The following is a 25,551-nucleotide window of genomic DNA, read 5'->3' as shown; positions in this document are numbered from 1 at the left end:
GGAGGGTGTGAGAGCTCGGCCACACTCGCCCCATTCGGGCAAGGGGGCGCGGTGCTCCTTTGCATCATCTCCACAGATCCTCCGCGCGGATGAGCCGTGCGCGGAGGGTTCGGCGACGCGCCCGGGGAGGGCGCGCAAGGGGGGAATCACATGGAGTTGCACGGACCACGTGCGGGCAGAGCCGCCGCGACGGCCGTCGCCGCCGCGATGCTGGCCACGGTCGTTCCGGCAGCGGCGGCGGCCGCGCCGACGCCCCGTGTCGATCTGACCGTTCTCGTCGTCGACGACGGCGGCGGCGCGGTCGACGCGATCGTCTCGGAGCTGCAGAGCACGGGCGTGCCCCACCGCACACTCGACCTGACCGACCCCGGCCGCCCGAAGGTCGACGCGGCGTTCCTCAGTGACACCGTCGACGGCCGGCCGCGCGCCAGGTACCAGGGCGTGGTCGTCCCCGACGAGGACCCGTTCGGAGCGGACACCGGGGCCGGCGCGGCGGAGAACGCCGCCCTGTTCGCGTACGAGAAAATGTTCGGGATTCGTCAGGTCGACGCCTACACCTGGTCACATCCGGGCGTGGGGCTGGAGTACGTGGACAACGGCGGCTACGCCGGGGCTCTCGACGGCGCCGCGAGCGCGGTCACCGCGGCCGGCCGTTCCGGGCCCTTCGGCTATCTCGACGGGCCGGTCGCCTTCGAGGACAACTCGCCGCTGGTGACGGAGAGCTACGGCTACGCGGGCAAGCCGCGGGAAGGATTCATCAGCTACCTCGACGCACCCGTCGGCGACGGCACCGCGCGCGGCAGCCTGATCGGCGAGTACACCCACGACGGCCGCCGCGAACTGGTGGTGACATTCGCGTACAACCGCTACCAGCGGCAGTTCCGGGTGCTGGCCCGCGGCATCGTCGAATGGCTCACCCAGGGCGTCCACCTCGGCCAGAGCCGCCAGTACCTGTCCGTGCACGTCGACGACGTCTTCGCCCCCGACGCCCGCTGGGACACCGCACGCAACTGCACCCCCGGCGACATCGACTGCGTCGGCGGCGGCGAGGAGACCGCCCCGATCCGCATGACCGCCGCCGACGCCCAGTACGCCGCCGCCTGGCAGCGCACCGCCGGGTTCACCCTCGACATGGTGCACAACGCCGGCGCGGGCGAGGAGTGGAAGGCGGAGCACGGCGGCAGCGACCCGCTCACCGACCGGCTGCTCGCCGACCGGGCGCAGTACCGCTGGATCAACCACACCTTCACCCACCCCTTCCTGGGCTGCGTGCAGGACGTGTCCACCGTGCCCTGGCAGTGCGCGAAGGACACCGCGGGCAACACTCTCTGGACGAGCCGGGCCGACATCTCCGCCCAGATCCGCGACAACCACAACTGGGCCGTGCGCAAGGGCCTCTCCGTCGACCGCAGCGAGCTCGTCACCGGTGAGCACTCCGGACTGAAGACCCTGCCGCAGCAGCCGGCCGACAACCCCCACCTCGCGGGCGCCCTCGCCGACAACGGCGTCAAGTGGGTCGCGAGCGACAACTCCCGCGAGCCGCAGCAGCGCCCGGTCGGCGCCGCGCAGACCGTGCCGCGCCACCCGATGAACGTCTACTACAACGTGGGCACCGCGGCCGAGATGGCCGACGAGTACAACTGGATCTACGCCTCCGCCGCCGACGGGGGCAGCGGAGTCTGCGAGACCAACCCGGCCTCCACCTGCCTGGCCGAACCGCTGGACACGGCCACCGGCTACGGCTCGTACATCGTGCCGCAGGAGGCACGCACCGCCCTCGGCCACGTCGTCGCCAACGACCCGCGCCCGCACTACGTCCACCAGTCCAACCTCGCCGAGGAGCGCATCCTCTACCTGGTCCTCGACAAGGTTCTCGCCGACTACCGCGCCCTGTTCGCCGACGACACCCCGATCGTCAACCCGCGCCACCGGGACGCGGGTACCGAACTCCAGCGGCGCGCCGCTTGGAACAAGGCGCTCACCGAAGGCAGGGTCACCGCGTACCGCATCGGCGACACCGTCACCGTCAAGGCTCCGTCCGGTGTGACCGCGCCCGTCACCGTGCCCGAGGGCACCCGCAAGCAACTGCTCCTGACCACCGCGGCGTTCGGCACCGCCTACGCCGGGGCGCGGTCCGCCTGGACCACGCCCGAACTGCTCCAGTCGGCGATCACGCTGAGGCTCCCGTCGTAACGGGGCCGGCAGGTGCGCTCCGGCCCGACCCGCCGGAGCGCACCCCGCAGCCCGACCACTCGCCGATCGCTGTCCTGGGGGGACGAACCATGCCGAGCTGTGGCCGCCATGTCACGCTGCTCACCGAAGGCACCTATCCACACGTCCACGGCGGCGTCTCCACCTGGTGCGACCAGCTCGTGCGCGGCATGCCGGAGGTCGACTTCCAGGTCGTCGCCCTCACCGGCAGCGGGCGCGAACCGGTCACCTGGGAGCTGCCGCCGAACGTGTACCGCCACACCTCGTTCCCGTTGTGGGGGCCCGAGCCCGGCCGGCGCCGGCTCCCACGGAAGGAGCGCCACCGCTTCCTCGACGTCTGGGAACGCTTCCTGCTCTCGCTGCTCGACCCGTCGGCCGGATGCGACATCGGCACCACGCTCACCGAACTCGCCGGCCACGCCCGCGACGGCCGACTCACCGCGGCGCTGCGCTCGGAGTCCGTGGTGCGTTCCCTGATGTGGATCTGGACCATGCCGCATCTGGAGATATCCGCGGCCCGGCCCACCGTGCACGACGCACTGACCGCCACCGACCTGCTGGAGCACGCGCTGCGGCCGCTCGCGGTGCGGATCCCCGACGACTCGATCGCGCACGCCGTCAGTTCCGGACTCGCCACCCTTCCGGCGCTCGCCGCCCAGCACTTCGAGGGTGTGCCGTTCCTGCTCACCGAGCACGGCATCTATCTGCGCGAGCGCTACCTCGGCTACCGCGCCCAGGCGCAGCGCGCACCGGTGAAGACCCTGATGCTGAGCTTCTACCGGGAACTGAACTCGCTCGGCTACCGGCGGGCGGACCTCATCACCCCGTGCAACCAGTACAACCGGCGGTGGGAGGAACGGGGCGGCGCGCCCGCGGAGCGTATCCGCACCGTCTACAACGGTGTCGACCCGCACGCCTTCCCCGACACCGGACCGGAACCGGATGTGCCCACCATCTCCTGGGCCGGCCGCATCGACCCGATCAAGGACCTCGAGACCCTGATCCGCGCCTATGCCATGGTCCGCGCCGAACTGCCCGCCGTGCGGCTGCGGTTGTTCGGGGGTGTGCCGGAAGGCGGCGAGGCGTACCGCACCCGGCTGGAGAAACTGGCCGCCGAGCTCGGCGTCGTGGACGGCATCAGCTGGGAGGGCAGGATCAGCGAGGTGGCGCGCGCGTACGCCGCGGGCAGCGTGGTGCTGCTCTCCTCGATCAGCGAAGGGTTCCCCTTCTCCCTGATCGAGGCGATGTCGTGCGGCCGGGCGACCGTGTCCACGAACGTCGGCGGGGTGCGGGAGGCCGTCGGTGACACCGGGCTCGTCGTACCGCCGCGGGAACCGGCGCTGATGGCCGAGGCCACCGTCGCACTGCTGCGGGACGACGGGCGCCGGGCGGAGCTGGGCCGGCAGGCACGGCAGCGGGTCGTCGACCGGTTCACACTGACGCGTTCGGTGGACGGCTTCCGGCGTATCTACCGGGAACTCGCCGGGTTCCCGGAGCCCGTGGCCGAGCCCCGGCTCGCCGAGGCGGTGGCGGGGTGAGCGGACCGCTGTGGCAGGGGCCGGGGGAACGCGTCGACACTCTGCCCGGGCTGCCCCGGCAGCGCGGCGGCGCGGCCGCCGACCCGATGGACGCCCTGGCCGACCGACTGCACGAGGTGATCTCCGCGGCCGTCCACCCCGACGAGGTCGCGGCGATCCTCGAGTCGGACGGCATGACGGACGACCACATCCGTCTCACCTACGGCCGTGCGGACTCCTTCGCCCTGGCGGAGGAGCTCTACGCCAAGGTCCCGCGCACCCACCCCGAACCTCCCGGCCCGCCGGCCGATCCCTGGCAGGTGGGCCTGCTCGGCTGTCTGCTGCGCGGACTGGTCTTCGCCCTGCCGGGCCTGGCGTACGTCGTCGGCGCCCCGCTGCTCGCGGGAGCGGCCCTGCCGCCGCTGCTTGCGGGTGCGCTGACCGGCTGGATGTGGAACCAGGCGTTGTCCCACCGGGCGTACTCCTGGCTGGGTCTGGGCGACCGGGCGGCGGCGGCCCGCTGTCTGATGCGGGGCGCCCCGGCGGGCGCCCTGCTCGGCACGGCGGCGGCGATCGCGGCCACGGGCCCGGGTCAGTGGCCGTCGACGGTCTTCGCTGCCACCCAGTCGGTCTATCTCGCCGCGGCGACGGCACTGCTGGTCCTGGACCGCGAACGGGCCCTGCTGTGCTGCCTGGTGCCGCTGCCGGCGGGTGCGCTGCTGGTGCTGCTCACGGAGGGCGTCCCGCAGTGGGCGCGGACCGTCCTGCTGCTGGCGTCCCTGACGGCGACGGTGCTCACCGCGACGGTGACGTTGCGGTCGACGGCACCGGACGCGCCGCGCGCCGGACGTGCGGAGGGAATCGGTTCGGCGGCCCGGTGGTACGGACGACGGCACCTTGACCCGATGGCGTCCCGGCGTGCAGGCGCGCCGCGCAGCGAGTCCGACACCGCCCGGCCGGGAGCGGGCGGCCGCCCCGACCGGGGCGGGGCGGCGGACGGGGCCGCCGGGCAACGCCCCGCGCTCTTCGTGGCCCCGGAGCCGCCCGTCCGCCGGCGCACGGCCGCGCCCTCCGCGTCGCCCGCCTCGCCACGGCTCGCCGCGTGCGTGCCGCACGGGCTGTTCGGGCTCGGCGTCGGGGTGCTCGTCCTCTACACCGCCCTCGGCGACGTGCTCGCCGGGCCTGCAGGGGCCGTGGTCGCCGCGCCGTCCGCCGTGGCGCTCACGCTGAGCATGGGCCCCGCCGAATGGCTGCTGCACCGCTTCCGCGGCGAGAGCCTGGCCGGTCTGCGGGCCAGCACCACGGCCCGCGCCTTCTGGCGCACCGCCGCCGCCGTGCTCGCCGAGTGCCTCGCCGGATATCTCGTGGTCCTGTTCACGCTGGCGCTCGCCGGGACCCTCCTCTGGCCGGGTGCACCTCCGCTCGGCGGCGTACGTCTGGCCACGCTGCTCCTGATCGGGACCGCACTGTGGACAGGGCTGCTGCTGCAGTCCTTCGGGGCCGTCAACGCCGCAGCCGGTGTGTGCTGCGCCGCGGCGCTCGTGCACACCGCCGCGCTCGTCACCGGCACCGGCACGCCCCGCATCACGGGCCTCGCCGTTGCCGCCGGGGCGGCCGCCGTGCTCGCCGGGATCGTCTGCTCCCTGCTGGGCCGAGCGACGGCGCACCGGGTATGAGGCGCCTGCTGGTGCCGTACTACGAGCACCCCGCCGACCGGCCCGCCGACTGGGACGTCCTGGTCGCGGCCGCCCCGCGGCTGTACGGGGTGGTCCTCAACCCCGCCAGCGGGCCGGGCGCCGCGTCGGACCCCGGTTTCGTGGCGGTCGCCGATCGGCTGCGCGGCGCCGGGGTGCGGACCATCGGCTACGTGGACACGGACTACGGCCACCGCCCGCACGCCGATGTCGTGGGCGAGATGATCCGCCACCGCGACTGGTACGGGGTGGACGGCGTCTTTCTCGACCAGGTCTCCTCGGGCCGGGACTCCCTGCCCCATTACGGGCGGCTGACGTTGGCCGCCCGGGCCGCGGGCGCGACGACCGTCGTACTCAACCACGGCGTTCATCCCGATCCCGGTTACGCCGAACTCGCTGATCTGCTGGTCACGTTCGAGGGGACTTGGGACGCGTACCGGACGGCGGGCGTCCCGTCGTGGACGGCGGCGCACCCACCGGAGCGCTTCTGTCACCTCGTCTACGCGGCGCCGCCCCACGCCCACGCGGGCGCCGCGGTCCACTGCGTCGTCCCGGGCGCCGGTGCCCACCCCTGGGGCACCCTGCCGCACGAGCTGGCGGACGACGTGGCCACCCCGTAGGTCCTGTCCGGCCGCCGGACAGGACCCCGGCGGCCGGCTGTCAGCCGAGGACCAGCACCACCAGCGCCGTCGTTCCCGCCGTCTCCGCCAGCGCGCCGAACACGTCGCCCGTCACCCCGCCGAACCGGCGCACGCAGTGCCCCAGCAGCAGCTGCGCCGCAACCAGGCCCGCGAGGACCGCGAGTGCCGCGCGGGCCGCCCCGTAGGGGCCGGACAACGCGCCCGCACCCGCCGCGCACAGCGTCACCGCAACGGCGGCCGCCAGGGCGAGGCGTACGGGGACGACCTCCGCGACCGCAGCGCCGAGGCCCTCCGGGCGTGCCGCGGGGATGCCCGTGCGGGAGGCGAGGGTCAGGGCTAGGCGCGCGGTGACAGCCGAGACGGCCGCGCCGACCGCGCCCGGCGCCCACCCCTGCGCGTACAGCTCGGTCAGCGCGGCGACCTGCGCCAGAAGCACGAACAGCAGCGTGATGACACCGAACGGCCCGATGTCCGACTGCTTCATGATGCGCAGCGCGTCCTGAGCGGGCTTTCCGCTGCCGAGGCCGTCGGCGGTGTCGGCCAGCCCGTCCAGGTGGAGTCCGCGGGTGAGCGCCGCGGGCACCGCGGCCGTGGCGACCGCGGCGAGCAGCGGCCCCGCGCCCAGCAGCACCAGGGCGCCGCCGAGCGCCGCGGCGAACAGGCCGACGACCAGACCGGCGAGCGGCGCGCACAGCATCCCGGCACGCGCTGCCTCGCGGTCCCAGCGGGTCACCCGCACGGGGAGGACGGTCAGGGTGCCGAACGCGAAACGAACGCCATGCAGAGCAGTCACCGCGCGAGGGTAGCCCGCCGCCCCGGACGGTAAATTGCGCATAACGCGCGAATCGGGAGCATCTGGCATGGGTGACTGGTGGTATCGCAACATCATGGAGCCGGGCAAGCTCCCCATGCTCCTGGCGCTGGCCTCGTTCGTCCTCACGTTCCTGCTCACCCGCACCATCACCAGGATGATCAGGGCGGGCCGCGGGCCGTTCGGGAACATCACGCCCGGCGGGGTCCACGTCCACCATGTGGTGCCCGGCGTCATCCTCACCGTGATCGGCGGGTTCGGGGCGGTCGGCAGCGGCCGGCACGGTGTCACCGCCGCGGTCTGCGCCGTCGTCTTCGGTGTCGGCGCGGGCCTGGTGCTCGACGAGTTCGCCCTGATCCTGCACCTCGACGACGTCTACTGGACCGAGCAGGGCCGCAAGAGCGTCGAGATCGTCGTGCTCGCCGCCGCCCTCGCGCTGCTGGTGCTCAGTGGCTCGGCCCCGCTCGGCGTCAACGAACTCACCGCCGACGAACGGCAGAACCGCCTCACGGTGATCCTCACGATCCTCGGCAATTTCCTCTTCGTGCTGGTCGCCCTCTTCAAGGGCAAGTTCCGCATGGGGCTCATCGGGACCCTCGTTCCCCTCGTCGCGCTGTTCGGCGCCGCGCGGCTCGCCCGGCCCGGTTCTCCGTGGGACCGCCGCTTCTACCGCAACCGGCCCAAGGCCCGGGGGAGGGCCGAGCAGCGCCGCATCCGCCACGACCGGCGCTGGGGCCGGCCCCGCCGCGCGTTTCAGAACCTGATCGGCGGCGCCCCCGACCTGCCGGACGGCAAGGAATGACGCCGGCGCAGCAGGGCATCGGCGGCACACAGCACCAGCACCGCCCCGATCGCTGCCAGATGCTCCTTGCCCGCCAGGTTCGGCTTCACGACGACCTCGACGATCATCGCGGCGAGCACCAGCCCTGCCGTGACCCACGCCCGGTAGCGGTAGCAGACGTACACCGCGAGTCCGACGACCGCCGCCGACGGGCCGGTGTCCACGATCCGCGCGTCCGACGCGGGCAGCCCGAACGGCCCCTCCGGACCCACCGCGACACCGATCCGCGCGTACGTCGTCCCGGCGAGCGTCGACAGATACGCGACGACCAGCGTGCGCTTCCACCCGAGCGCGAGCTCCGCGATGCCGAAAACCAGCAGGATCTGCACCAGCGCACCCCACACCGGCAGATCGAGCGCCGGGACGAACAAGGACATCGGCGTGCGCAGCAGCGCGAGCCACAGCTCGTCCTGCGCCCGCACGAAGCCGATGTCGTGAACGAACCGCAGACCCCAGGAGGCGTGCTGCAGTGCGTAGAAGAGGGCGGTGAGGGCGACGGAGACGAAGGTGAGAGGCACCGCGCGCCATCGCTTCGCCACGAGTGGCGCATGGACAGCGGCGTACAGGGGCCCCCACTCGCGCCGCGCGAACGCGGACGCCGTGTTCACCGACTGCGCTCCAGATGCCGGCGATGCATCCACTTGGGCAGGCCGGGGGCCTCCAAGAACCCCTCGGCGCGGCCCGCGGCCACGCCGATGCGCAACAGGTCGGCACTCTTCTCGAAGAGCATGAATCGCGGCTCCCAGATCGGTCGGTACTTGGCGTTGGCCCGGTAGAGGGACTCGATCTGCCACCAGCGCGAGAAGAAGCTGAGCAGTGAACGCCACAGACGCAGCACGGGCCCCGCGCCGAGTTTCGAGCCCCGTTCGAAGACCGACCTGAACATCGCGAAGTTGAGTGAGACCTGAGTGATCCCGATCTCCTGGGCGCGCTGGAGGAGTTCGATGACCATGAACTCCATCAGTCCGTTCTCGGCATCCCGGTCGCGCCGCATCAGATCCAGCGACAGGCCCTCGGGCCCCCACGGCACAAAGCTGAGCACCGCCTTCCGGTCGCCGTCGCCGTCGGTGCACTCCAGCATCACGCAGCGCCCGTCCGCCGGATCGCCGAGGCGTCCCAGCGCCATGGAGAAGCCGCGCTCCGTGGTGCCGTCGCGCCAGTCGTCGGCACGCTGCAGCAGGGCGTCCATCTCCTTCGCCGGGATGTCCTCGTGGCGTCGGATACGCACCTCGTACCCGGCACGCTTCACCCGGTTGTACGCCTGGCGCACCGTCCGCATCGCGCGCCCCTCCAGCGTGAACTCGCCCGTGTCGACGATCGCTTCGTCGCCGAGCTCCAGCGCGTCCAGGCCGTGCCGGGCGTAAACGGTGCCCGCCTCCTCGCCCGCACCCATCACCGCCGGGATCCAGCCGTGCTCGCGGGCCTGGGCGATCCAGGGCTCGATCGCGCCGGGCCATGCCTCCGGGTCGCCGATCGGATCGCCGGAGGCGAGCGAGACCCCGCCGACCACGCGGTACGCCACGGCGGCCTTGCCGGACGACGACCACACCACGCTCTTCTCGCGGCGCAGCGCGAAGTAGCCGAGCGAGTCCCGGTCGCCGTGGCGCTCCAGCAGGGCGCGCAGTTTCGTCTCGTCCTCCTCGGTGAGCGGGTCGACGGCACGGCGGGAGCGGAACGCCGCGTACAGCACGGCGAGCAGCAGCAGGGTCGACATGACGTTGATGACGATGTCCACCCAGTCCGGGGTGGTGATCTCGGGGAAGCGGGAGTCGTCGACGGCGATGGACACCAGCCGCATGGCGCCGTAGCGCCAGCGCTCCAGGAAGGTCGAGCTGTCCGGGGAGGTGTTGGTGACGGTGACGAGGCCGGTGGCGAGCAGCGAGGTGACGAGAACCCCGCCGACGGCGACGGCGGCGGCCAGTTTGGGGTTGGAGCGGTCGCCCTTGGCGTAGAACTCGCGGCGGCCGAGCAGCAGAGCGGCGACGAAGGCCGCGGTCAGCACGAACGAGATCCAGTTCTGGGCGTGCTGCCGGATCTCCGGGAAGACCATCGCGAAGGCGAAGAGCAGCAGGAACAGGCCGCTGAGCACCATGTTGAGGATCCATGCCGCGCGCTTGCGGCGGCGCATGGTGATCGCGAGGAAGAGGGTGAACACACCGGACGCGAAGCCCGCGGTCAGCAGGTAGGGGGTGAAGTAGTTGTCGGTGTTGTGCCGACGCAGATCCTGACCGAACGAGACCCAGATCGCGCTCAGGAAATTGAGGAACGTCACGACGCGGAGGTACCAGACGGCGAACGCCGCGCTGCGACGCGAGCGGTCGGTGCTCCGGCCCGCCTCTTCACTGGACAAACGGACTTCTCCCATGAAACGCGATCATATGGGGCATCGCGTGTCAATGACGGAGCTCCGCTGCGGCCGCCGCCCGGTCGGCGGGCGGCTACAGCGTGACGGTCGCGTCAGTCCGTACCGCTCTCGTCGGCGTCGTCCTCGGCGTCCTCGGCCACGTCCTTGCCGACGCCCTCGGTCCGCTCGGGCAGCTCCGCCGCGAGTGCGGCCGCCGCCCGGACGAGGGGGAGCGCGAGCAGCGCCCCCGTTCCTTCGCCCACAGTGACGCCATGGTCGAGCAGCGGGTTGAGCGCCATGCGGTCCAGCGCCTTCGCCTGCGCCGGCTCACCGCTCAGATGGCCCGCAAGCCACCAGTCCGGCGACCGGAACGCCGCGCGCTGCCCCACCAGCCCGCACGCCGCGGCCACCACTCCGTCGAGGATCACCGGCGTCCGGCGTACCGCGCACTGCAACAGGAACCCGGTCATCGCGGCCAGATCGGCGCCGCCCACCGTCGCCAGCAGCTCCAACTGGTCGCCCAGCACCGGCCGGGCGCGGCGCAGCGCGTCCCGGATCGCCGCACACTTGCGCATCCAGGCCAGGTCGTCGATCCCGGCGCCGCCGCGGCCGGTGACCACCGACGCGTCCGTGCCGCACAGGGCGGCGATCAGCGTCGCGGCGGCGGTGGTGCCGCCGACGCTGAGGTCGCCGAGGACCACGAGGTCCGTGCCGGCGTCCGCCTCCTCGTCGGCGATCGCCATACCGAGCCGTACGGCCTGTTCGGCCTCCTCGACGCTCAGCGCGTCCTCGATGTCGATACGCCCGCTGCCGCGCCGCACCCGGTGCCGTACGACGTCCTCTGGCAACAGGCCGGGGTCGCAGTCCAGGCCCGCGTCGACGATCCGCACCGGCACGCCCGAGCGCCGGGCCAGCACGGAGACCGGACTCGCCCCTTCCAGCACGGCCCGCACCAGCTCGTGCGCCGTCCCGGACTCCCGCCCGGACACACCCAGTTCGGCGACCCCGTGGTCACCGGCGAACAACACGACGCGCGGCCGGTCGATCGCCCTGGCGGGCACGGCGGCCTGAGCGGCCGACAGCCACTCGCCCAGCTCGTCGAGACGGCCCAGCGCACCGGCCGGCACGATCAGCCGCTCCCGCCGGTCCTCGGCGTCGCGCCGGATGCCGCTGTCGGGGCGCTCGATCAGATCGGAGAAGTCGTCGAGATTCAGCCTGCTCATTCGCCGAACAGTACCGGCCCCCGCCACGAGCCCCTACGGCGCCGCCGCTTCCCGTCCACGGGAGCCTCCGGGCTCCCCTGCCGCCCTTCGCGCGGCTCTTCCAGGCCCTGGCGGCATGGGGCGGGGGCGCTCCCACCGCTCAGCCGCGCAGCGTCAGCGCCTGGCCCGCCACCACCAGCAGGACGTGCTCGCACTCCGCCGCGAACGCCGCGTTCAGACGCCCCAGTTCGTCCCGGAAGCGGCGCCCCGACGCCGTGGCGGGGACCACGCCCGAGCCGACCTCGTTCGTCACCGCCACCACCGTGCGGCCCGTCTCCCGCACCGCCGCGACCAGTTCGGCCACCTGCGCGCGCAGCTCACGTTCGCCCCCGGCCGGCCAGCGCTCGTCGTCCCAGGCCCCGGCCCTGTCCATCGCATCCGTCAGCCACAGCGACAGGCAGTCGATCAGTATCGGCGGGCCCTCCTCGGCGAGCAGCGGCGCCAGGTCGCAGGTCTCCGCCGTGCGCCACGCGCCGGGCCGCCGCTCACGGTGCGCCGCCACCCGCGCCGCCCATTCCGCGTCCCCGTTGCGCGTCCCGCCGGTCGCCACGTACAGCACGTCGGGGAACGCCTCCAGCCGCCGCTCGGCCTCCAGCGACTTGCCCGAACGCGCCCCGCCCGTCACCAGGGTGCGCCGCGGCACGTCCGGCACCGCGTGGTACTCGCCGACGATCAGTGTCGTCCCGTCCGGGACGGCTCGGGCCCCGGCGGCGGCCAGCCGCCGGTCCAGCTCCGGGCCGCCGGGCACGTCGTGGCCGAGGTGCACCGCGATCACATCGGTCGTGGCGCCGATCGCCCCGGCCGCCCGCATCCGCGCGATGGCGTCCGGCCGTCCGACCACATCGGCGAGGACCATCTCGTACGCCGCGAGTCCCTCCGCGAGACCGGCCGGTGATGCGCCCGGCGGCAGATAGAGCAGCCGCTCGCCCTCGGGCGACGTCACCTCGTATGCCGTGCCGGGATGGTCCACCGGCACGGCTCGCACCCGGTGCCCGCTGATCAGCGTCAACTCCCGCCCGTCGGGCACCCGGCCGGCCGTCGGCAGTCCCGCGGGCAGATCGACGGCGGGACCGTCGTGCGGATGGGTCAGCAGCACCTGCCGCACGCCGACCAGCGAATGCCCTGCCCGCGCGGCCGCCAGCGCGGCGCCGGGCGTGAGGTCGAGCAGCAGCGCCCCGTCCACCAGCAGTGCGGTCGCGGCCCGCGCTTCGGCGCCGCGTGCGGTCGCGCACACGGCGCAGGGGCAGTCGGGTCGGGGGAGTCCGGAGGGCGCGCCGGTGCCGAGCAGAGTCAGTTCCACGCCCCTGATCCTCCCGCGTCGCCGCAGCGGGTGCGCGCCCGGCTACGCTGCGGGCAGCAAACTGATCAGCGGCCGGGCACCCGGGAGGCGCATATGGCGTGGACGTGGCGGTTCGAGAAGTCCGACGGGACGGAGGTCCAGCCGGCGGTGGAGCCGGAGGAGTTCACCACCCAGGGCGACGCCGAGTCCTGGATCGGTGAGTACTGGAAGCAGCTCCAGGAGGGCGGCGCGGACCAGGTGGTGCTGTCGGAGGACGGGGCGAAGATCTACGGCCCGATGAGCCTCCACGCGGAAGCGGAGGCCTGACGGCCCCGGGAACCGCAGTCCCCGTGCCGGGCCCGGCACGGTCGGCACCGCGCCTCGTGCGCGGGGCCACCGGAACCGGCCCGGCACAGGGGCACCCCGCGCCGCCGATCAGGGGGCGAGTGACGACCGTGCATGCAAGCGCCGTCAGGCGCGCCGCACACCGCACAGATGCAGCAGGGCAGCCACCCGGCGGTACGGGTCGGTGCGGCCGGCCCGGTCCTCCGCGGCCAGCAGCTGCTGCAGTTCCTCGGCCGCGGGCAGCTCCACCTCGTTGCCGACGTTGTCCGTGAACACCCGCACCCCGTACCAGGCGTGCAGCGGTGCGTTGATCCCCTCCAGCGTCGCCGTCAGGGCGTGCAGCCGGTCCGCCCGCACGGTGAGCCCGAGCCGGTTGGTGTAGGTCCGGGCGTCGAACGCCTCCTGCGCCGCGGCCCAGTCGCCTTCCAGCGCGGGCCGCATGGCCAGAGCGTCCGCATTGCGCACGAGCAGCGACAGCAGACCGCCGGGAGCCAGCATCCTCGCGAGGCCCGCGAGCATCGCGTCGGCCTCGGCGACATACATCAGGACGCCGTGGCAGAGCACCACGTCGAAGCTGCCGGGCAGGAAGTGCACACCGGTGTCGCGGCCGTCGCCCTCGATCAGGCGGACCCGCTCGCGGATCCCGGCCGGCTCACCGGCCAGCGCCTCGCGGGCCGCCTTCAGCATGATCGGGTCGGACTCCAGCCCGGTGACGGTGTGCCCGCCCCGAGCCAGTCGCAGCGCCTGCGTGCCCTGCCCCATGCCGACGTCGAGCACCCTCAGCCGCTGCCCCACGGGGTAGCGCGCCGTGATCTGCTCCTCCAGCTGGCGGGCGACGAGCTCCTGGCGGACGGTGTTGCGCAGCCCGCCGGCCCCGGCCAGCCACTCGGCGGACGCTCCGGCGAAACCGGAGGGTTCGGGGGAGTGGGCGCTCAGGGCCGCTCTCCGCGCTTGACCCGCGGCTTGGGCAGGCGCAGGCGGCGCATCTGCAGCGTGCGCATCAGGCCGTAGGCGACCGCTCCGCGCTTCGACTCGTTCGGGAAGCGCTCCTTGAGCTGCTTCTTCATGCGGAGTGTCAGACCGATGGAGTCGACGATGATCAGCACGATCACGCCGAGCCACAGCAGCAGGGCGATGTTCTGCAGGTTGCCGACCCGCACCATGCTCAGCACGAGGATCACCACCGCGAGCGGCAGGAAGAACTCGGCGATGCAGAAGCGGGAGTCGACGAAGTCACGCACGAACCGCCGTACCGGACCCTTGTCACGGGCCGGCAGATAACGCTCGTCACCACTGGCGAGCGCTTCGCGCTGCTTGGCCAGGTCCGCACGGCGGGCCTCGCGCTGGCGCTTCATGGCCTCCTTGCGGTCCGTCGGCGCACCGGAGGAGGCACGACGGCGCTGGCCCTGAGCCTCACTGCGCTTCGGCGTCGGGCGGCCCTTGGGGGCCTCGGGGTCGCGGGGCTGCTTGGAGAGGTCCGCCGTCACCTTGTCGGTGGGGGCCTTCTCGTCCTTGGAACGGCTACGGAACACAAAACCCAAGGGTACGGGGTGGAATCCCCAGACCCCACCCCGGTGGGGAACGATCCCGCAACGGCAGGCGTCCGTATAGGACACAAGCACCACAGAGCGGACGCCTCGTGGACGGGTCCCTGACGTTCACCTACTCCCTGGGCCGGATCGGAGCAGTTCGCAGTCGTCCTTGGGGAGGAGCGCATCCGCTCCCGAACAGTGCGGTAATGGATGCAGGGCCCGTACTGTGGGTTCTGTTGGAGTGCTGGAAGCTGAGTCCGTCAGAAGGGGGCGCGCGAAGCCCATGAGCGGTGTCATGAAGCGTATGGGGATGATCTTCCGCGCGAAGGCAAACAAGGCCCTTGACCGGGCCGAGGATCCGCGCGAGACCCTCGATTACTCGTATCAGAAGCAGCTGGAGCTGCTGCAGAAGGTGCGCCGCGGAGTCGCCGACGTGGCGACCTCCCGCAAGCGCCTCGAGCTTCAGCTCAACCAGCTGCAGGGACAGTCCTCCAAGCTGGAGGACCAGGGCCGCAAGGCGCTCGCCCTCGGCCGCGAGGACCTGGCGCGCGAGGCGCTCTCCCGCCGCGCCGCGCTCCAGCAGCAGGTCACGGACCTCGAGACGCAGCACCAGACCCTGCAGGGCGAGGAGGAGAAGCTCACGCTCGCCGCGCAGCGCCTGCAGGCCAAGGTCGACGCCTTCCGTACGAAGAAGGAGACGATCAAGGCGACGTACACCGCTGCCCAGGCGCAGACCCGAATCGCGGAGTCGTTCTCCGGCATCTCGGAGGAGATGAGCGACGTCGGCGTCGCCATCCAGCGCGCCGAGGACAAGACCGCTCAGCTCCAGGCACGGGCCGGCGCGATCGACGAGCTCCTCGCCTCCGGCGCGCTCGACGACCAGTCGGGCCTCGCGAAGGACGACATCCAGGCCGAGCTGGACCGGCTGTCCGGCGGCACGGACGTCGAGCTGGAGCTCCAGCGCATGAAGGCGGAGCTGGCCGGCGGCCCGGCGCCGCAGCAGGCGATCGAGGGCAGCGAGGGCCGGCAGGACGCGGCGCCGCAGCAGCAGAGCACCCCGAAGTTCGACAAGCAGTAGCCGTAAACGGCAGTGGTCAGACAGGCTCCGACACGCAGTGAGGACTCGTCATGATCGTACGGATCATGGGGGAGGGTCAGGTGGAGGTGGCGGTGAGCCACCTCCCCGAGCTCAACAAGCTCGACGACGAACTGCTGGGCGAGATGGAGAGAGGCGACGGCGAGGGCTTCCGCCGGACCTTGCAGGCGCTGTTGGCAAAGGTCCGCGAACTGGGTGAACCGCTTCCCGACGACTCCCTGGAGCCGTCCGAGCTGATCCTCCCGGCGTCCGAGGCGACGCTGGAGGAGGTCCGCGACCTGCTCGGCGAGGACGGCCTGATCCCTGACGCGCCGAGCTTCTCGGACATCGCCGGCGTCCCCGACACCTCGGGCAGCCCGGAGCCCCCGGACTGAGCGCCCGTCCGCTCCGACGGTGGTGTGCGGGGCCGCCCGCAGATCCGCACAGCACACCACCGTCGGCGCCGTAACGTTGCCTGACGTGACCTCTCTCGCCGACCGCCGCGCCCGGGCCCACGGCTGGCTCCGCGCACACCCGCTGGCGTTCGACGCGGCGCTCGCCCTCGCCGTGCTCGCCTGCATGGTCATCGGCTCGTTCGCCGAGCCGAACGGCCCGCACGGGCCCACCTTCGGCACCCGCACGCCCGAGATCCGCAGCGCCCTGCTGATGGTCGTCGCCGCGGGCGCGCTCGTCTTCCGGCGGCGCAATCCGATGCCCGTCCTCGCCGTCACCGGACTGGTCTCCGTCGTCGAACTCGTCGTCGGAGATCCCGCAGCGCCCGTCGCCATGAGCGCCGTGATCGCCCTCTACACCGTCGCGTCGCGCACCGACCGGCCCACCACCCGGCGGGTCGGCCTGCTCACGATGGCGGTGCTGACGGGCGCGGCGATGTCGTTCGGATCGACACCCTGGTACACCCAGGAGAACCTCGGCATCTTCGCCTGGACCGGAATGGCGGCCGCCGCCGGTGACGCGGTCCGCAGTCGCCGCGCGTTCGTCGACGCCATCCGGGAACGGGCCGAGCGCGCCGAGCGGACCCGCGAGGAGGAGGCCGGTCGCCGCGTCGCCGAGGAGCGGCTGCGGATCGCCCGCGATCTGCACGATGTGGTCGCCCACCACATCGCCCTCGTCAATGTGCAGGCCGGAGTCGCCGCCCACGTCATGGACAAGCGCCCCGACCAGGCCAAGGAAGCCCTCGCCCATGTCCGCGAGGCCAGCCGGTCCGCGTTGAACGAACTGCGCGCCACCGTCGGTCTGTTGCGTCAGTCCGGCGACCCGGAGGCTCCCACGGAACCGGCGCCCGGCCTCGCCGTCCTCGGAGAGCTCGTCACCACGTTCCGCCAGGCCGGCCTCCCCGTCGACGTCGCCCGTGCCGACGACGGCGTCACGGCACCCGCCGCCGTCGATCTCGCCGCGTACCGGATCGTCCAGGAGTCGCTGACCAATGTGCGCAAGCACGCGGGCGCGGGCGCGAAGGCGGAGGTCAGCGTGGTGCGGGTCGGTTCCACGCTGGAGGTCACCGTCCTCGACAACGGCGCTGTACCCGACGCCCCCGCGGACGGCGGCGGCCACGGTCTGATCGGCATGCGCGAACGGGTCACCGCACTCGGCGGCACCCTCACCGCGGGCCCCCGCTACGGCGGCGGGTTCCGCGTGCAGGCGATACTGCCGCTGACCAACCGCACACAGTCCGGGCCGCGGTCCCGCACGGGGGAGAACGCATGACGATCAGGGTGCTGCTCGCCGACGACCAGACGCTGCTGCGCAGCGCGTTCAAGGTGCTGGTGGACTCCGAACCGGACATGGAGGTCGTGGCCGAGGCCGCCGACGGTGCCGAGGCCGTCGCCCTGACCCGTTCCGCCCGCGCCGATGTCGTCCTCATGGACATCCGGATGCCCGGCACGGACGGTCTGACAGCCACCCGCATGATCAGTGCGGACCCCGAGCTGTCCCACGTACGGGTGGTCATGCTGACGACCTTCGAGGTGGACGAGTACGTCGTGCAGTCGCTGCGCGCCGGGGCGTCCGGCTTCCTCGGCAAGGGCGCCGAGCCCGAGGAGCTCCTCAACGCCATCCGTATCGCCGCCGCGGGCGAGGCGCTGCTGTCGCCGGTCGCCACCAAAGGACTGATCGCCAAGTTCCTCGCGCAGGGCGGCACTTCGGGGGACGGCGAGGAGACCCCGGCGTACGCGGAGCGGCTGTCGGCGCTGACCGTCCGCGAGCGGGAGGTCCTCGTGCTCGTCGCCGGCGGGCACTCCAACGACGAGATCGCCGACCGCCTCGAGGTCAGCCCGCTGACCGTCAAGACCCATGTGAACCGGGCCATGGGCAAGCTCGGCGCCCGCGACCGGGCCCAGCTGGTGGTCACCGCGTACGAATCGGGTCTGGTACGTCCAAGGGTGGACTGAGCCCTTCGCGGCGTACTCCAGCTGCGGTATGCGCGAGATAAGGAACGGGACCTGGGGTCTACGGATCCCTGGCTCCGCGTGGCCGAAGGTATAGGCGGGCACCTCACTCTGCCCGTCCCCGCCGAGCACGCCACGCGCGCCCGCCATGCGCGCAGCCACAGAAGAGAGACCCCATGTCCTGGCTGTCGAGATTCAGCCTGTCGCAACGGGCCCTGATAGGGCTGATGTCCATCGTGGCGATCGTCTTCGGGGCGATCGCCATCCCGCAGCTGAAGCAGCAGCTGCTGCCTTCGATCGAGCTCCCGATGGTGTCGGTGCTCGCCCCCTACCAGGGTGCTTCGCCCGACGTGGTCGAGAAGCAGGTCGTCGAACCGCTCGAGTCCACGATCAAGGCCGTCGACGGCATCAAGGGCATCACCTCCACGGCGAGCGAGGGCAACGCCGTGATCATGGCCAGCTTCGACTACGGGGACGGGTCCAAGCAGCTCGTCGCCGATGTCCAGCAGGCCGTCAACCGGGCCCGCACCCAGCTGCCCGACGAGGTCGACCCGCAGGTCGTCGCCGGTTCGACGGACGACATCCCGACCGTCGTGCTCGCGGTCACCTCCGACAAGGACCAGCAGGCGCTGGCCGACCAGCTGGAGCGGACCGTCGTCCCGGCGCTCGAGGACATCGACGGCGTGGGCCAGGTCTCCATCGACGGCGTCCAGGACCTCCAGGTCTCCGTCACCCCCGACGCCAAGAAGCTGGCGGGTGCGGGCCTGAACACCGCGGCGCTCGCCGAGGCGCTCACGTCGGGCGGTGCCACGGTGCCGGCCGGTTCCTTCTCCGAGGACGGCAAGAGCCGTACCGTGCAGGTCGGCGGCGGGTTCACCACCCTGCAGCAGATCGAGGACCTGCGGATCGTGCCGCAGCAGGGCGCCGGCAAGGGCCGGACCAAGCCCGTGCGCCTCGGTGACATCGCCGAGGTCGAGCAGACCGAGTCCACCCGGGTCTCCCTGACCCGCACGAACGGCAAGCCCAGCCTCGCCGTCTTCGCCACCATGGACAACGACGGCAGCGCCGTCGCGATCTCCGAGGCCGTCCAGGACAAGCTCCCCGAGCTGCGCACCGACCTCGGCGCGGGCGCCGAGCTCACCGTCGTCTCCGACCAGGGCCCGGCGGTCTCCAAGTCGATCTCCGGCCTGACCACCGAGGGCGCGCTCGGCCTGCTCTTCGCGGTCATCGTGATCCTGGTCTTCCTCGCCTCGCTGCGCTCCACCCTGGTCACCGCGGTCTCCATCCCGCTGTCCGTGGTCCTCGCACTGATCGTGCTGTGGACCCGTGACCTGTCGCTGAACATGCTCACGCTGGGCGCGCTCACCATTGCCATCGGCCGGGTCGTCGACGACTCGATCGTTGTGCTGGAGAACATCAAGCGGCACCTCGGCTACGGCGAGGAGCGTCAGAGCGCGATCATCACCGCGGTCAAGGAAGTGGCGGGCGCCGTCACGTCCTCCACCCTCACGACCGTGGCCGTGTTCCTGCCGATCGGTCTGGTCGGCGGCATGGTCGGCGAGCTCTTCGGCTCGTTCAGCCTGACCGTCACGGCGGCGCTGCTCGCCTCCCTGCTGGTGTCGCTGACCGTGGTCCCGGTCCTGTCGTACTGGTTCCTGCGCGCACCGAAGGCCGTGCGCGGCATGGACCCGGAGGACGCCCGGCGCAAGGCGGAGGAGAAGGAGGCGAAGAGCCCGCTGCAGCGGATGTACGTCCCCGTGCTGCGCTTCGCGACCCGCCGCCGTGTCACGAGCATCGTCCTCGCGCTCGTCGTCCTCTTCGGCACCTTCGGCATGGCCGGCCTGCTCAAGACCAACTTCTTCGACCAGGGCGAGCAGGAGGTCATGTCCATCAAGCAGGAGCTGGCCCCCGGCACCAGCCTGTCGGCGGCCGACGCCTCGGCGAAGAAGGTCGAGAAGGTCCTCGACGGCCTCGACGAGGTCAAGGACTACCAGGTCACCGTGGGCTCGTCCGGTTTCATGGCGGCCTTCGGCGGCGGCACCGGCGCGAACCAGGCGTCGTACCAGCTCACGCTGAAGGACGCGGCCTCCTACGAGACGGTCCGCGACCGCATCGACGAGGAGCTCGGTAAGCTCGACGGCATCGGCGACACGACGATCGCGGCGGGCGACGGCTTCGGCAGCCAGGACCTGAGCGTGGTGGTGAAGGCGTCCGACGCGGACACGCTGAAGAAGGCGTCCGAGGCGGTTCGCGCGGAGGTCGCGAAGCTCGACGACGTCACCGACGTCCAGAGCGACCTGGCCCAGTCCGTCCCGCGGATCTCGGTCAAGGCCACGGCGAAGGCGGCCGACGCCGGCTTCACCGACACCACACTGGGCATGGCCGTCGGCCAGGCCGTGCGCGGCACCCCGTCGGGCAAGGCGATCCTGGACGACACCGAGCGGGACATCGTCATCACGTCGGCGAAGCCCGCGCGGACGATGGACGAGCTGCGTGACCTGCCGCTCGGACCGGTGAAGCTCGGTGACATCGCCGAGGTCGAGCTGGTCCCCGGCCCGGTCTCCATGACCCGCATCGACGGCTCGCGGGCCGCGACTATCACGGCGAAGCCGACCGGTGACAACACCGGCGCGGTGAGTGCCTCGCTGTCGTCGAAGCTCGCCGCACTCGACCTCCCCGAGGGCGCCACCGCGTCCATCGGCGGTGTGTCCGAGGACCAGGAGGAGGCGTTCCTGAACCTCGGTCTGGCGATGCTGGCGGCGATCGCGATCGTCTTCATGCTCCTGGTCGCGACGTTCCGCTCGCTGATCCAGCCGCTGATCCTGCTGGTCTCCATCCCGTTCGCGGCGACCGGCGCCATCGGCCTGCTGGTCGCGACGGGTACGCCGATGGGTGTGCCGGCGATGATCGGCATGCTGATGCTCATCGGCATCGTGGTCACCAACGCGATCGTGCTGATCGACCTGATCAACCAGCACCGGGCGCAGGGCCTGGGCGTGGTCGAAGCGGTGATCGAGGGCGGCCGCCACCGGCTGCGCCCGATCCTGATGACGGCTCTGGCGACCATCTTCGCCCTGCTCCCGATGGCGCTGGGCGTCACGGGTGAGGGCGGCTTCATCGCCAAGCCGCTGGCGGTGGTGGTGATCGGCGGTCTGATCACGTCGACGCTGCTGACGCTGCTGCTGGTGCCGACGCTCTACGCGGTGGTGGAGCTCCGCAAGGAGCGCCGCCGCGCGAAGCGCGAGGCGAAGCGCGCGCCGGAGTCGCCGGCGGAGCCGACGGAGTCGGCCGCGGAACCGGCGAACGCGTAGGCGGTGTCCGTCGGACCGTGGCCCGGCCACGGTCCGACGGGCCCCGACCCGGCCGGTCCGCCGCCGGGACGCAGGATGCAACGAGGGGCGCCCCGCCTTCGGGCGGGGCGCCCCTCGTTCGCGTACGGGACGGCTACGGCAGCGCCAGCATCCGCTCCAGCGCCAGCTTCGCGAAGCTCTCCGTCTCCTTGTCGACCTCGATGCGGTTGACCAGGTTCCCCTCGGCCAGCGATTCCAGCGTCCACACCAGGTGCGGCAGGTCGATGCGGTTCATCGTCGAGCAGAAGCAGACCGTCTTGTCGAGGAAGACGATCTCCTTGCCCTCGTCCGCGAAACGGTTCGCCAGGCGCCGGACCAGATTCAGCTCCGTGCCGATCGCCCACTTCGAGCCGGCCGGGGCAGCCTCGAGCATCTTGATGATGTACTCCGTCGAGCCGACGTAGTCCGCGGCCGCCACGACCTCGTGCTTGCACTCCGGGTGCACCAGGACGTTCACGCCCGGGATCCGCTCCCGCACATCGGCCACCGAGTCCAGTGAGAACCGGCCGTGCACCGAACAGTGGCCACGCCACAGGATCATCTTGGCCGCACGCAGCTCCTCGGCGGTCAGTCCGCCGTTCGGCTTGTGCGGGTTGTAGAGCACGCAGTCGTCCAGGGACATCCCCATGTCGCGGACGGCGGTGTTGCGGCCGAGGTGCTGGTCCGGCAGGAAGAGCACCTTCTCGCCCTGCTCGAAGGCCCAGTCCAGCGCCCGCTTCGCGTTCGAGGACGTGCAGATCGTGCCGCCGTGCTTGCCGGTGAAGGCCTTGATGTCGGCGGAGGAGTTCATGTACGACACGGGCACGACCTGCTCGGCGATGCCCGCCTCCGTCAGCACGTCCCAGCACTCCGCCACCTGCTCGGCGGTGGCCATGTCGGCCATGGAACAGCCGGCCGCCAGGTCGGGCAGGACGACCTTCTGGTCGTCGGAGGTCAGGATGTCCGCGGACTCGGCCATGAAGTGCACGCCGCAGAAGACGATGTACTCGGCCTCCGGCCGCGCCGCCGCGTCCTTCGCCAGCTTGAACGAGTCGCCGGTGACGTCCGCGAACTGGATGACCTCGTCACGTTGGTAGTGATGGCCCAGGACGAAGACCTTGCTGCCGAGCTTCTCCTTGGCGGCGCGGGCGCGCTCCACCAGGTCCGGGTCGGACGGGGAGGGCAGATCGCCGGGGCACTCGACACCGCGCTCACTCCTGGGGTCGGCCTCACGGCCGAGGAGCAGCAGGGCGAGCGGCGTCGGCTGGACGTCGAGCTCGGGGCGGACTTGGGCGGTGGTCACGACACACACCCTTTCTTCGTCTGGCAGAAGACCTTCTCGTCTATTTGACGCTATCTATCATAACCGCTTCACGTCACTTTGACGATGTCCATAGCGTCGATGTGACGCACCCCCCGTCCGCAGGTCGGTACCTTGCGCCGGACCAGTGTGCGAGCATGAAAGGGAAAGACGAGCCCGGCCCTGGAATGAATCCGCGGCCACGCCGGTTGGAACCGGTCGGCAAGCAGTCTCCGTACTACCCGGGAGAGAAGCAGATGTCCGTATCGGACGAGACCACCACCGTGAGCGACGGCATCCTCCTGTCCGACGCCGCCGCGGCCAAGGTCAAGGCCCTGCTGGACCAGGAAGGCCGCGACGACCTGGCCCTGCGCGTCGCCGTTCAGCCCGGTGGCTGCTCCGGCCTGCGTTACCAGCTGTTCTTCGACGAGCGCTCGCTCGACGGCGACGTCGTGAAGGACTTCGGCGGCGTCAAGGTCGTCACCGACCGGATGAGCGCTCCGTACCTGGGTGGTGCGTCGATCGACTTCGTCGACACCATCGAGAAGCAGGGCTTCACCATCGACAACCCGAACGCGACGGGTTCCTGCGCCTGCGGCGACTCCTTCAGCTGACCGCGGCCCCGCGCCTCGCACGTCGAAAGGCGGCGGTCCCTCACGGGACCGCCGCCTTCGGCATGAGCGGATGCGCCGCATCACGACGGCGGCCGGCCCGCTCCGGTCAGAGCGGGGCGCCGCCGTAGCCGATCTCGTTCCCGTCGGGGTCCCGGTAGACGGCCTTGCGTACGCCGTTCGCGTACGTCTCCCGCTGCACGGGTTCGAGACCCCGGTCGGCGATCCGGGCGACGACGGCATCGAAGTCGTCGACGAAGACGGTGTGCATGGCGTGACCGGCATGCTCGGGCCGGTGCTCGACGGCCACCGAACGGTGTTCCGCGATCTCCCACACGGCTTCGGTGGCGCTCGCCACGAACGTCGGCGGTGAGCCGAAGAGCCGTTCGTACCATGCGAGCGCCACCGCGTAGTCGCCGACGGGGATTCCTGCGTACAGGTCCACAGCCATGCCGTCATGCCAGGGCGGCGCGTCCTAGCCCTTGCGCGGCAGCGCCTTGTCCGTACCCGCATCAACGACCTTCCGGCCGTCCAGCGGCTTGTCCAGCGTCACCGACACCGACATTTCCTTGGCCATGGCGATGCACACCCGCTTCGGGTCCGGGTCCGAATCGACCACCCTGACCTCCACACGGTCGGCGCTCTCGGTCGCCTTCGCCTCGTACTTGCTGCACACCCCGCCCCAGAACGTGATGGTCAGCGTCTTGCCGTCGGCGCTGTACGACGTCGCGGGCAGGGACGGCACCTCCGGCGGCTCGGTCGGGGTGATGTCCTTCTGCGGCGGTTCCGCGGCCTTGAGGAACGCGGGTTCCACCGCCGGATGCGTGACGGTGAACGGCTGGGCCTGGCCCTTCGCCTTCACCTGGAACAGCCACGACGGCATCAGCGACTGCTGTCCGTCCACATACTGTGCGGCCAATCCGAAGGCGGCCTTGTCGATCGTCACCCGCTCCCGTGCCGGGCTGCTACTGGCCGGCTCGCAGGGCTTCTGCTCGCCCTCCACGTCGCCCTCGTTCTTGTGGGGCATCGTGGTCGCGCAGCCGCCGATACCGATCGTGCCGCTCCCGGCGCCGTCGTTCAGCGCCTTCACCGCCTCGTCGGCGGAGATCACCGGATAGCTGTGGATCTTCACCGGCTCCTTCAACTGGCCGCTGCCGCCGACCACTTGACCGTCCGATCCGACCTGGATCCCGGTCGTCCAGCCGTACGTCGGCAGGCCGCCGACCAGCGGGTCGGCATTGACCACCCGCACCGCGCCCATCAGCTGACGTGCGCTGAGCTTCGCGTCGCCCTGGCCGACCGCCTCCAGGACCGGCTTCGCCGCCTTCTTGGCCGCCGCCTCGCTCACCGTGGGGCCGGGCTCGTCCTTGGCGCCCGAGCTGCCCGAGGGGCACTCCTTGGCCTTCAGGCAGTTGTCGCCGCCCGGTGCCGCGCCGAACCGGGCGAACGTCCACGTCCCCGGCGCGTCCTTGTTCACCTGGAGCATCGGGCCCGAACTGTCCTTGTCGGCGCCGATCTTCCAGGCGGCCCCCACGAGCCGCGGCGATCCGTCGATCCCGAGCGCCTTCGCCAGCCGCGTGACCTCCGCCTGTGTCACGGAGCCCTTCGCCCGGTACAGACCGGCCCGCTCCGGGCCCTCGGGCAGATCGCCCGCGGCCTTGTAGACGACGCCGCCGCCGTTCGGGTCCGGCTCGCCCGGCGCGATGGAGCCCTTCCCGTCGCCATCCTTCGACACGTCCAGGGAGAGCAGCGGAGCAGGGTCGTCCCCGCGGCTGCCGCTCTTCGCGTCCGAGCCGCCGTCGAAGCCGGCCGTCGCGAAATACGCCCCTCCGCCACCGGCGACCAGCACCGCCGCCGCCACCGAGGCGACGGCGAGCGGGGAACGCCGGCGACGGGGGCTTTCGTGCGTGTTCTCCGTGCTGCTCACCGCATCGCTCCTTGTCTCGTGTCCTCCTGCTTCGGACGACACGGATGGGACGGAGCCGGGGAGCGCGCGGTTCCCTTGCGCCCTGCCGAGTCGCCGGTTCTCAGTCGCCGTAGTCGGACATCGCGTCCACGAGCCGGGCGGACGCGGGCGGCACCACGACACCGTGGATGAGAGAAGGATGCACCGGCGCGGGCGTCACGGCCGCCGGAACCACCCAATGCGGTGCCATACGCACACAGTCACCGCGCAGCTGGGCCAGACTCATCTCGGACTCGCGCGGCTCGCGCGCGGCGATCTGCTTAGTCATAGCCGCACCGTACGCACCTGGGACTCCACGAAAAAAGACCTACTATCGGGTAGTTTCCCTGCTCGGCGGGGTGGCGGAACCCGGTAGCGTGGACTGTCACTGCCAACCCGCCCCAGGAGC

At 71.7% G+C, this 25,551-nt stretch carries 22 protein-coding genes and 1 pseudogene; 12 read left to right on the top strand and 11 right to left on the bottom strand.

Going from position 1 to position 25,551, the window contains the following annotated elements; translation table 11 throughout:
• Positions 1-150 precede the first annotated feature (150 nt).
• The 4 genes from AC067Z_RS01985 to AC067Z_RS01970 all read left to right on the top strand — a co-directional run bounded on the left by AC067Z_RS01985 (position 151) and on the right by AC067Z_RS01970 (position 6,042).
• On the top strand, positions 151-2,193 hold the full coding sequence (locus AC067Z_RS01985) for a hypothetical protein (protein ID WP_478787449.1): 2,043 nt from the start codon (positions 151-153) through the stop codon (positions 2,191-2,193).
• Positions 2,194-2,282: 89 nt separating this feature from the next.
• Positions 2,283-3,749 carry a GT4 family glycosyltransferase PelF gene (gene pelF / locus AC067Z_RS01980; protein ID WP_478787448.1) on the top strand — a complete coding sequence of 489 codons (1,467 nt, stop codon included), beginning with the start codon at positions 2,283-2,285 and terminating at the stop codon, positions 3,747-3,749.
• Positions 3,746-5,404: a hypothetical protein gene (locus tag AC067Z_RS01975; protein ID WP_478787447.1), complete on the top strand. Its 1,659-nt coding sequence runs from the start codon at positions 3,746-3,748 to the stop codon at positions 5,402-5,404. The genes pelF and AC067Z_RS01975 overlap by 4 nt, the downstream gene beginning before the upstream one ends.
• Entirely contained in the window at positions 5,401-6,042 is a 642-nt protein-coding gene (locus AC067Z_RS01970; protein ID WP_478787446.1) for a spherulation-specific family 4 protein, read from the top strand. Before AC067Z_RS01975 ends, AC067Z_RS01970 begins: the two co-directional genes overlap by 4 nt.
• Positions 6,043-6,082: 40 nt before the next feature.
• Here AC067Z_RS01970 and AC067Z_RS01965 read toward each other — a convergent pair whose 3' ends face one another.
• Positions 6,083-6,856, bottom strand: a complete 774-nt coding sequence (locus AC067Z_RS01965) for an adenosylcobinamide-GDP ribazoletransferase (protein ID WP_478787445.1) — start codon at positions 6,854-6,856, stop codon at positions 6,083-6,085.
• A 67-nt stretch (positions 6,857-6,923) separates the two neighbouring features.
• Between AC067Z_RS01965 and AC067Z_RS01960 the strand changes: the two genes are divergently transcribed.
• Positions 6,924-7,676 (top strand): hypothetical protein, encoded by a 753-nt coding sequence (locus AC067Z_RS01960; protein WP_478787444.1) that lies wholly within the window; start codon positions 6,924-6,926, stop codon positions 7,674-7,676.
• Here the strand turns inward: AC067Z_RS01960 and AC067Z_RS01955 are convergent.
• The 4 genes from AC067Z_RS01955 to AC067Z_RS01940 form a co-directional block, all read right to left on the bottom strand.
• Positions 7,628-8,323 (bottom strand): hypothetical protein, encoded by a 696-nt coding sequence (locus tag AC067Z_RS01955; protein ID WP_478787443.1) that lies wholly within the window; start codon positions 8,321-8,323, stop codon positions 7,628-7,630. The two genes, AC067Z_RS01960 and AC067Z_RS01955, sit on opposite strands and share 49 nt — an antisense overlap.
• Complete coding sequence (locus AC067Z_RS01950; protein WP_478787442.1) at positions 8,320-10,080, bottom strand: phosphatidylglycerol lysyltransferase domain-containing protein; 1,761 nt, start codon at positions 10,078-10,080, stop codon at positions 8,320-8,322. Before AC067Z_RS01950 ends, AC067Z_RS01955 begins: the two co-directional genes overlap by 4 nt.
• A gap of 92 nt (positions 10,081-10,172) precedes the next feature.
• Positions 10,173-11,273 carry a nicotinate-nucleotide--dimethylbenzimidazole phosphoribosyltransferase gene (gene cobT, locus AC067Z_RS01945; protein WP_478787592.1) on the bottom strand — a complete coding sequence of 367 codons (1,101 nt, stop codon included), beginning with the start codon at positions 11,271-11,273 and terminating at the stop codon, positions 10,173-10,175.
• 148 nt (positions 11,274-11,421) lie between these two features.
• The gene (locus tag AC067Z_RS01940; protein ID WP_478787441.1) at positions 11,422-12,621 is read right to left on the bottom strand and encodes a bifunctional adenosylcobinamide kinase/adenosylcobinamide-phosphate guanylyltransferase; all 1,200 of its coding nucleotides are present in this window, start codon (positions 12,619-12,621) and stop codon (positions 11,422-11,424) included.
• Between the two features lie 93 nt (positions 12,622-12,714).
• On the opposite strand from AC067Z_RS01940, the gene AC067Z_RS01935 reads away from it, so the two are divergent.
• Positions 12,715-12,927, top strand: coding sequence for a hypothetical protein (locus AC067Z_RS01935; RefSeq protein ID WP_478787440.1), 213 nt, complete (start codon positions 12,715-12,717; stop codon positions 12,925-12,927).
• A 144-nt stretch (positions 12,928-13,071) separates the two neighbouring features.
• Here the strand turns inward: AC067Z_RS01935 and AC067Z_RS01930 are convergent, their stop codons facing one another.
• Positions 13,072-13,827, bottom strand: a complete 756-nt coding sequence (locus AC067Z_RS01930; protein WP_478787591.1) for a class I SAM-dependent methyltransferase — start codon at positions 13,825-13,827, stop codon at positions 13,072-13,074.
• 50 nt (positions 13,828-13,877) lie between these two features.
• Positions 13,878-14,477, bottom strand: coding sequence for a DUF3043 domain-containing protein (locus tag AC067Z_RS01925; protein ID WP_478787439.1), 600 nt, complete (start codon positions 14,475-14,477; stop codon positions 13,878-13,880).
• A gap of 283 nt (positions 14,478-14,760) precedes the next feature.
• Between AC067Z_RS01925 and AC067Z_RS01920 the strand changes: the two genes are divergently transcribed.
• The 5 genes and pseudogenes from AC067Z_RS01920 (at position 14,761) to AC067Z_RS01900 (ending at position 21,268) form a co-directional block, all read left to right on the top strand.
• Positions 14,761-15,555, top strand: coding sequence for a PspA/IM30 family protein (locus tag AC067Z_RS01920; RefSeq protein ID WP_478787438.1), 795 nt, complete (start codon positions 14,761-14,763; stop codon positions 15,553-15,555).
• A 50-nt stretch (positions 15,556-15,605) separates the two neighbouring features.
• Positions 15,606-15,878: pseudogene (pspAA, locus tag AC067Z_RS01915) on the top strand (PspA-associated protein PspAA); the annotation flags it as partial.
• A gap of 145 nt (positions 15,879-16,023) precedes the next feature.
• Positions 16,024-17,277, top strand: coding sequence for a sensor histidine kinase (locus AC067Z_RS01910; protein ID WP_478787437.1), 1,254 nt, complete (start codon positions 16,024-16,026; stop codon positions 17,275-17,277).
• Entirely contained in the window at positions 17,274-17,960 is a 687-nt protein-coding gene (locus AC067Z_RS01905; RefSeq protein ID WP_478787436.1) for a response regulator, read from the top strand. Before AC067Z_RS01910 ends, AC067Z_RS01905 begins: the two co-directional genes overlap by 4 nt.
• 173 nt (positions 17,961-18,133) lie before the next feature.
• Complete coding sequence (locus AC067Z_RS01900) at positions 18,134-21,268, top strand: efflux RND transporter permease subunit (RefSeq protein WP_478787435.1); 3,135 nt, start codon at positions 18,134-18,136, stop codon at positions 21,266-21,268.
• Between the two features lie 133 nt (positions 21,269-21,401).
• Here AC067Z_RS01900 and nadA read toward each other — a convergent pair whose 3' ends face one another.
• Positions 21,402-22,589, bottom strand: a complete 1,188-nt coding sequence (gene nadA / locus AC067Z_RS01895; protein WP_478787434.1) for a quinolinate synthase NadA — start codon at positions 22,587-22,589, stop codon at positions 21,402-21,404.
• Between the two features lie 254 nt (positions 22,590-22,843).
• Between nadA and AC067Z_RS01890 the strand changes: the two genes are divergently transcribed.
• Positions 22,844-23,200 (top strand): iron-sulfur cluster assembly accessory protein, encoded by a 357-nt coding sequence (locus AC067Z_RS01890; protein ID WP_030745999.1) that lies wholly within the window; start codon positions 22,844-22,846, stop codon positions 23,198-23,200.
• A 106-nt stretch (positions 23,201-23,306) separates the two neighbouring features.
• On the opposite strand, the gene AC067Z_RS01885 is transcribed toward AC067Z_RS01890, so the two are convergent.
• From AC067Z_RS01885 to AC067Z_RS01875, 3 genes are all read right to left on the bottom strand, one after another.
• Entirely contained in the window at positions 23,307-23,648 is a 342-nt protein-coding gene (locus AC067Z_RS01885) for a VOC family protein (RefSeq protein ID WP_478787433.1), read from the bottom strand.
• A 24-nt stretch (positions 23,649-23,672) separates the two neighbouring features.
• The gene (locus tag AC067Z_RS01880) at positions 23,673-25,124 is read right to left on the bottom strand and encodes a hypothetical protein (RefSeq protein ID WP_478787432.1); all 1,452 of its coding nucleotides are present in this window, start codon (positions 25,122-25,124) and stop codon (positions 23,673-23,675) included.
• Positions 25,125-25,224: 100 nt separating this feature from the next.
• Positions 25,225-25,431 carry a hypothetical protein gene (locus AC067Z_RS01875; RefSeq protein WP_478787431.1) on the bottom strand — a complete coding sequence of 69 codons (207 nt, stop codon included), beginning with the start codon at positions 25,429-25,431 and terminating at the stop codon, positions 25,225-25,227.
• Between the last annotated feature and the right edge of the window lie 120 nt (positions 25,432-25,551).

The sequence above is a fragment of the Streptomyces sp. NPDC043812 genome (genome assembly GCF_056436245.1).
Note: the sequence above shows the minus strand (reverse complement) of the source record. Positions and strands in the feature narration are given on the sequence as shown.

Coding starts and splice junctions, on each gene's coding strand:
- AC067Z_RS01875 (WP_478787431.1), bottom strand. CDS start 25,431: ATGACTAAGCAGATCGCCGCGCGCGAGCCGCGCGAGTCCGAGATGAGT.
- AC067Z_RS01900 (WP_478787435.1), top strand. CDS start 18,134: ATGTCCTGGCTGTCGAGATTCAGCCTGTCGCAACGGGCCCTGATAGGG.
- AC067Z_RS01985 (WP_478787449.1), top strand. CDS start 151: ATGGAGTTGCACGGACCACGTGCGGGCAGAGCCGCCGCGACGGCCGTC.
- AC067Z_RS01970 (WP_478787446.1), top strand. CDS start 5,401: ATGAGGCGCCTGCTGGTGCCGTACTACGAGCACCCCGCCGACCGGCCC.
- AC067Z_RS01905 (WP_478787436.1), top strand. CDS start 17,274: ATGACGATCAGGGTGCTGCTCGCCGACGACCAGACGCTGCTGCGCAGC.
- AC067Z_RS01885 (WP_478787433.1), bottom strand. CDS start 23,648: ATGGCTGTGGACCTGTACGCAGGAATCCCCGTCGGCGACTACGCGGTG.
- pelF (WP_478787448.1), top strand. CDS start 2,283: ATGCCGAGCTGTGGCCGCCATGTCACGCTGCTCACCGAAGGCACCTAT.
- AC067Z_RS01920 (WP_478787438.1), top strand. CDS start 14,761: ATGAGCGGTGTCATGAAGCGTATGGGGATGATCTTCCGCGCGAAGGCA.
- AC067Z_RS01950 (WP_478787442.1), bottom strand. CDS start 10,080: ATGGGAGAAGTCCGTTTGTCCAGTGAAGAGGCGGGCCGGAGCACCGAC.
- AC067Z_RS01890 (WP_030745999.1), top strand. CDS start 22,844: ATGTCCGTATCGGACGAGACCACCACCGTGAGCGACGGCATCCTCCTG.
- AC067Z_RS01960 (WP_478787444.1), top strand. CDS start 6,924: ATGGGTGACTGGTGGTATCGCAACATCATGGAGCCGGGCAAGCTCCCC.
- AC067Z_RS01935 (WP_478787440.1), top strand. CDS start 12,715: ATGGCGTGGACGTGGCGGTTCGAGAAGTCCGACGGGACGGAGGTCCAG.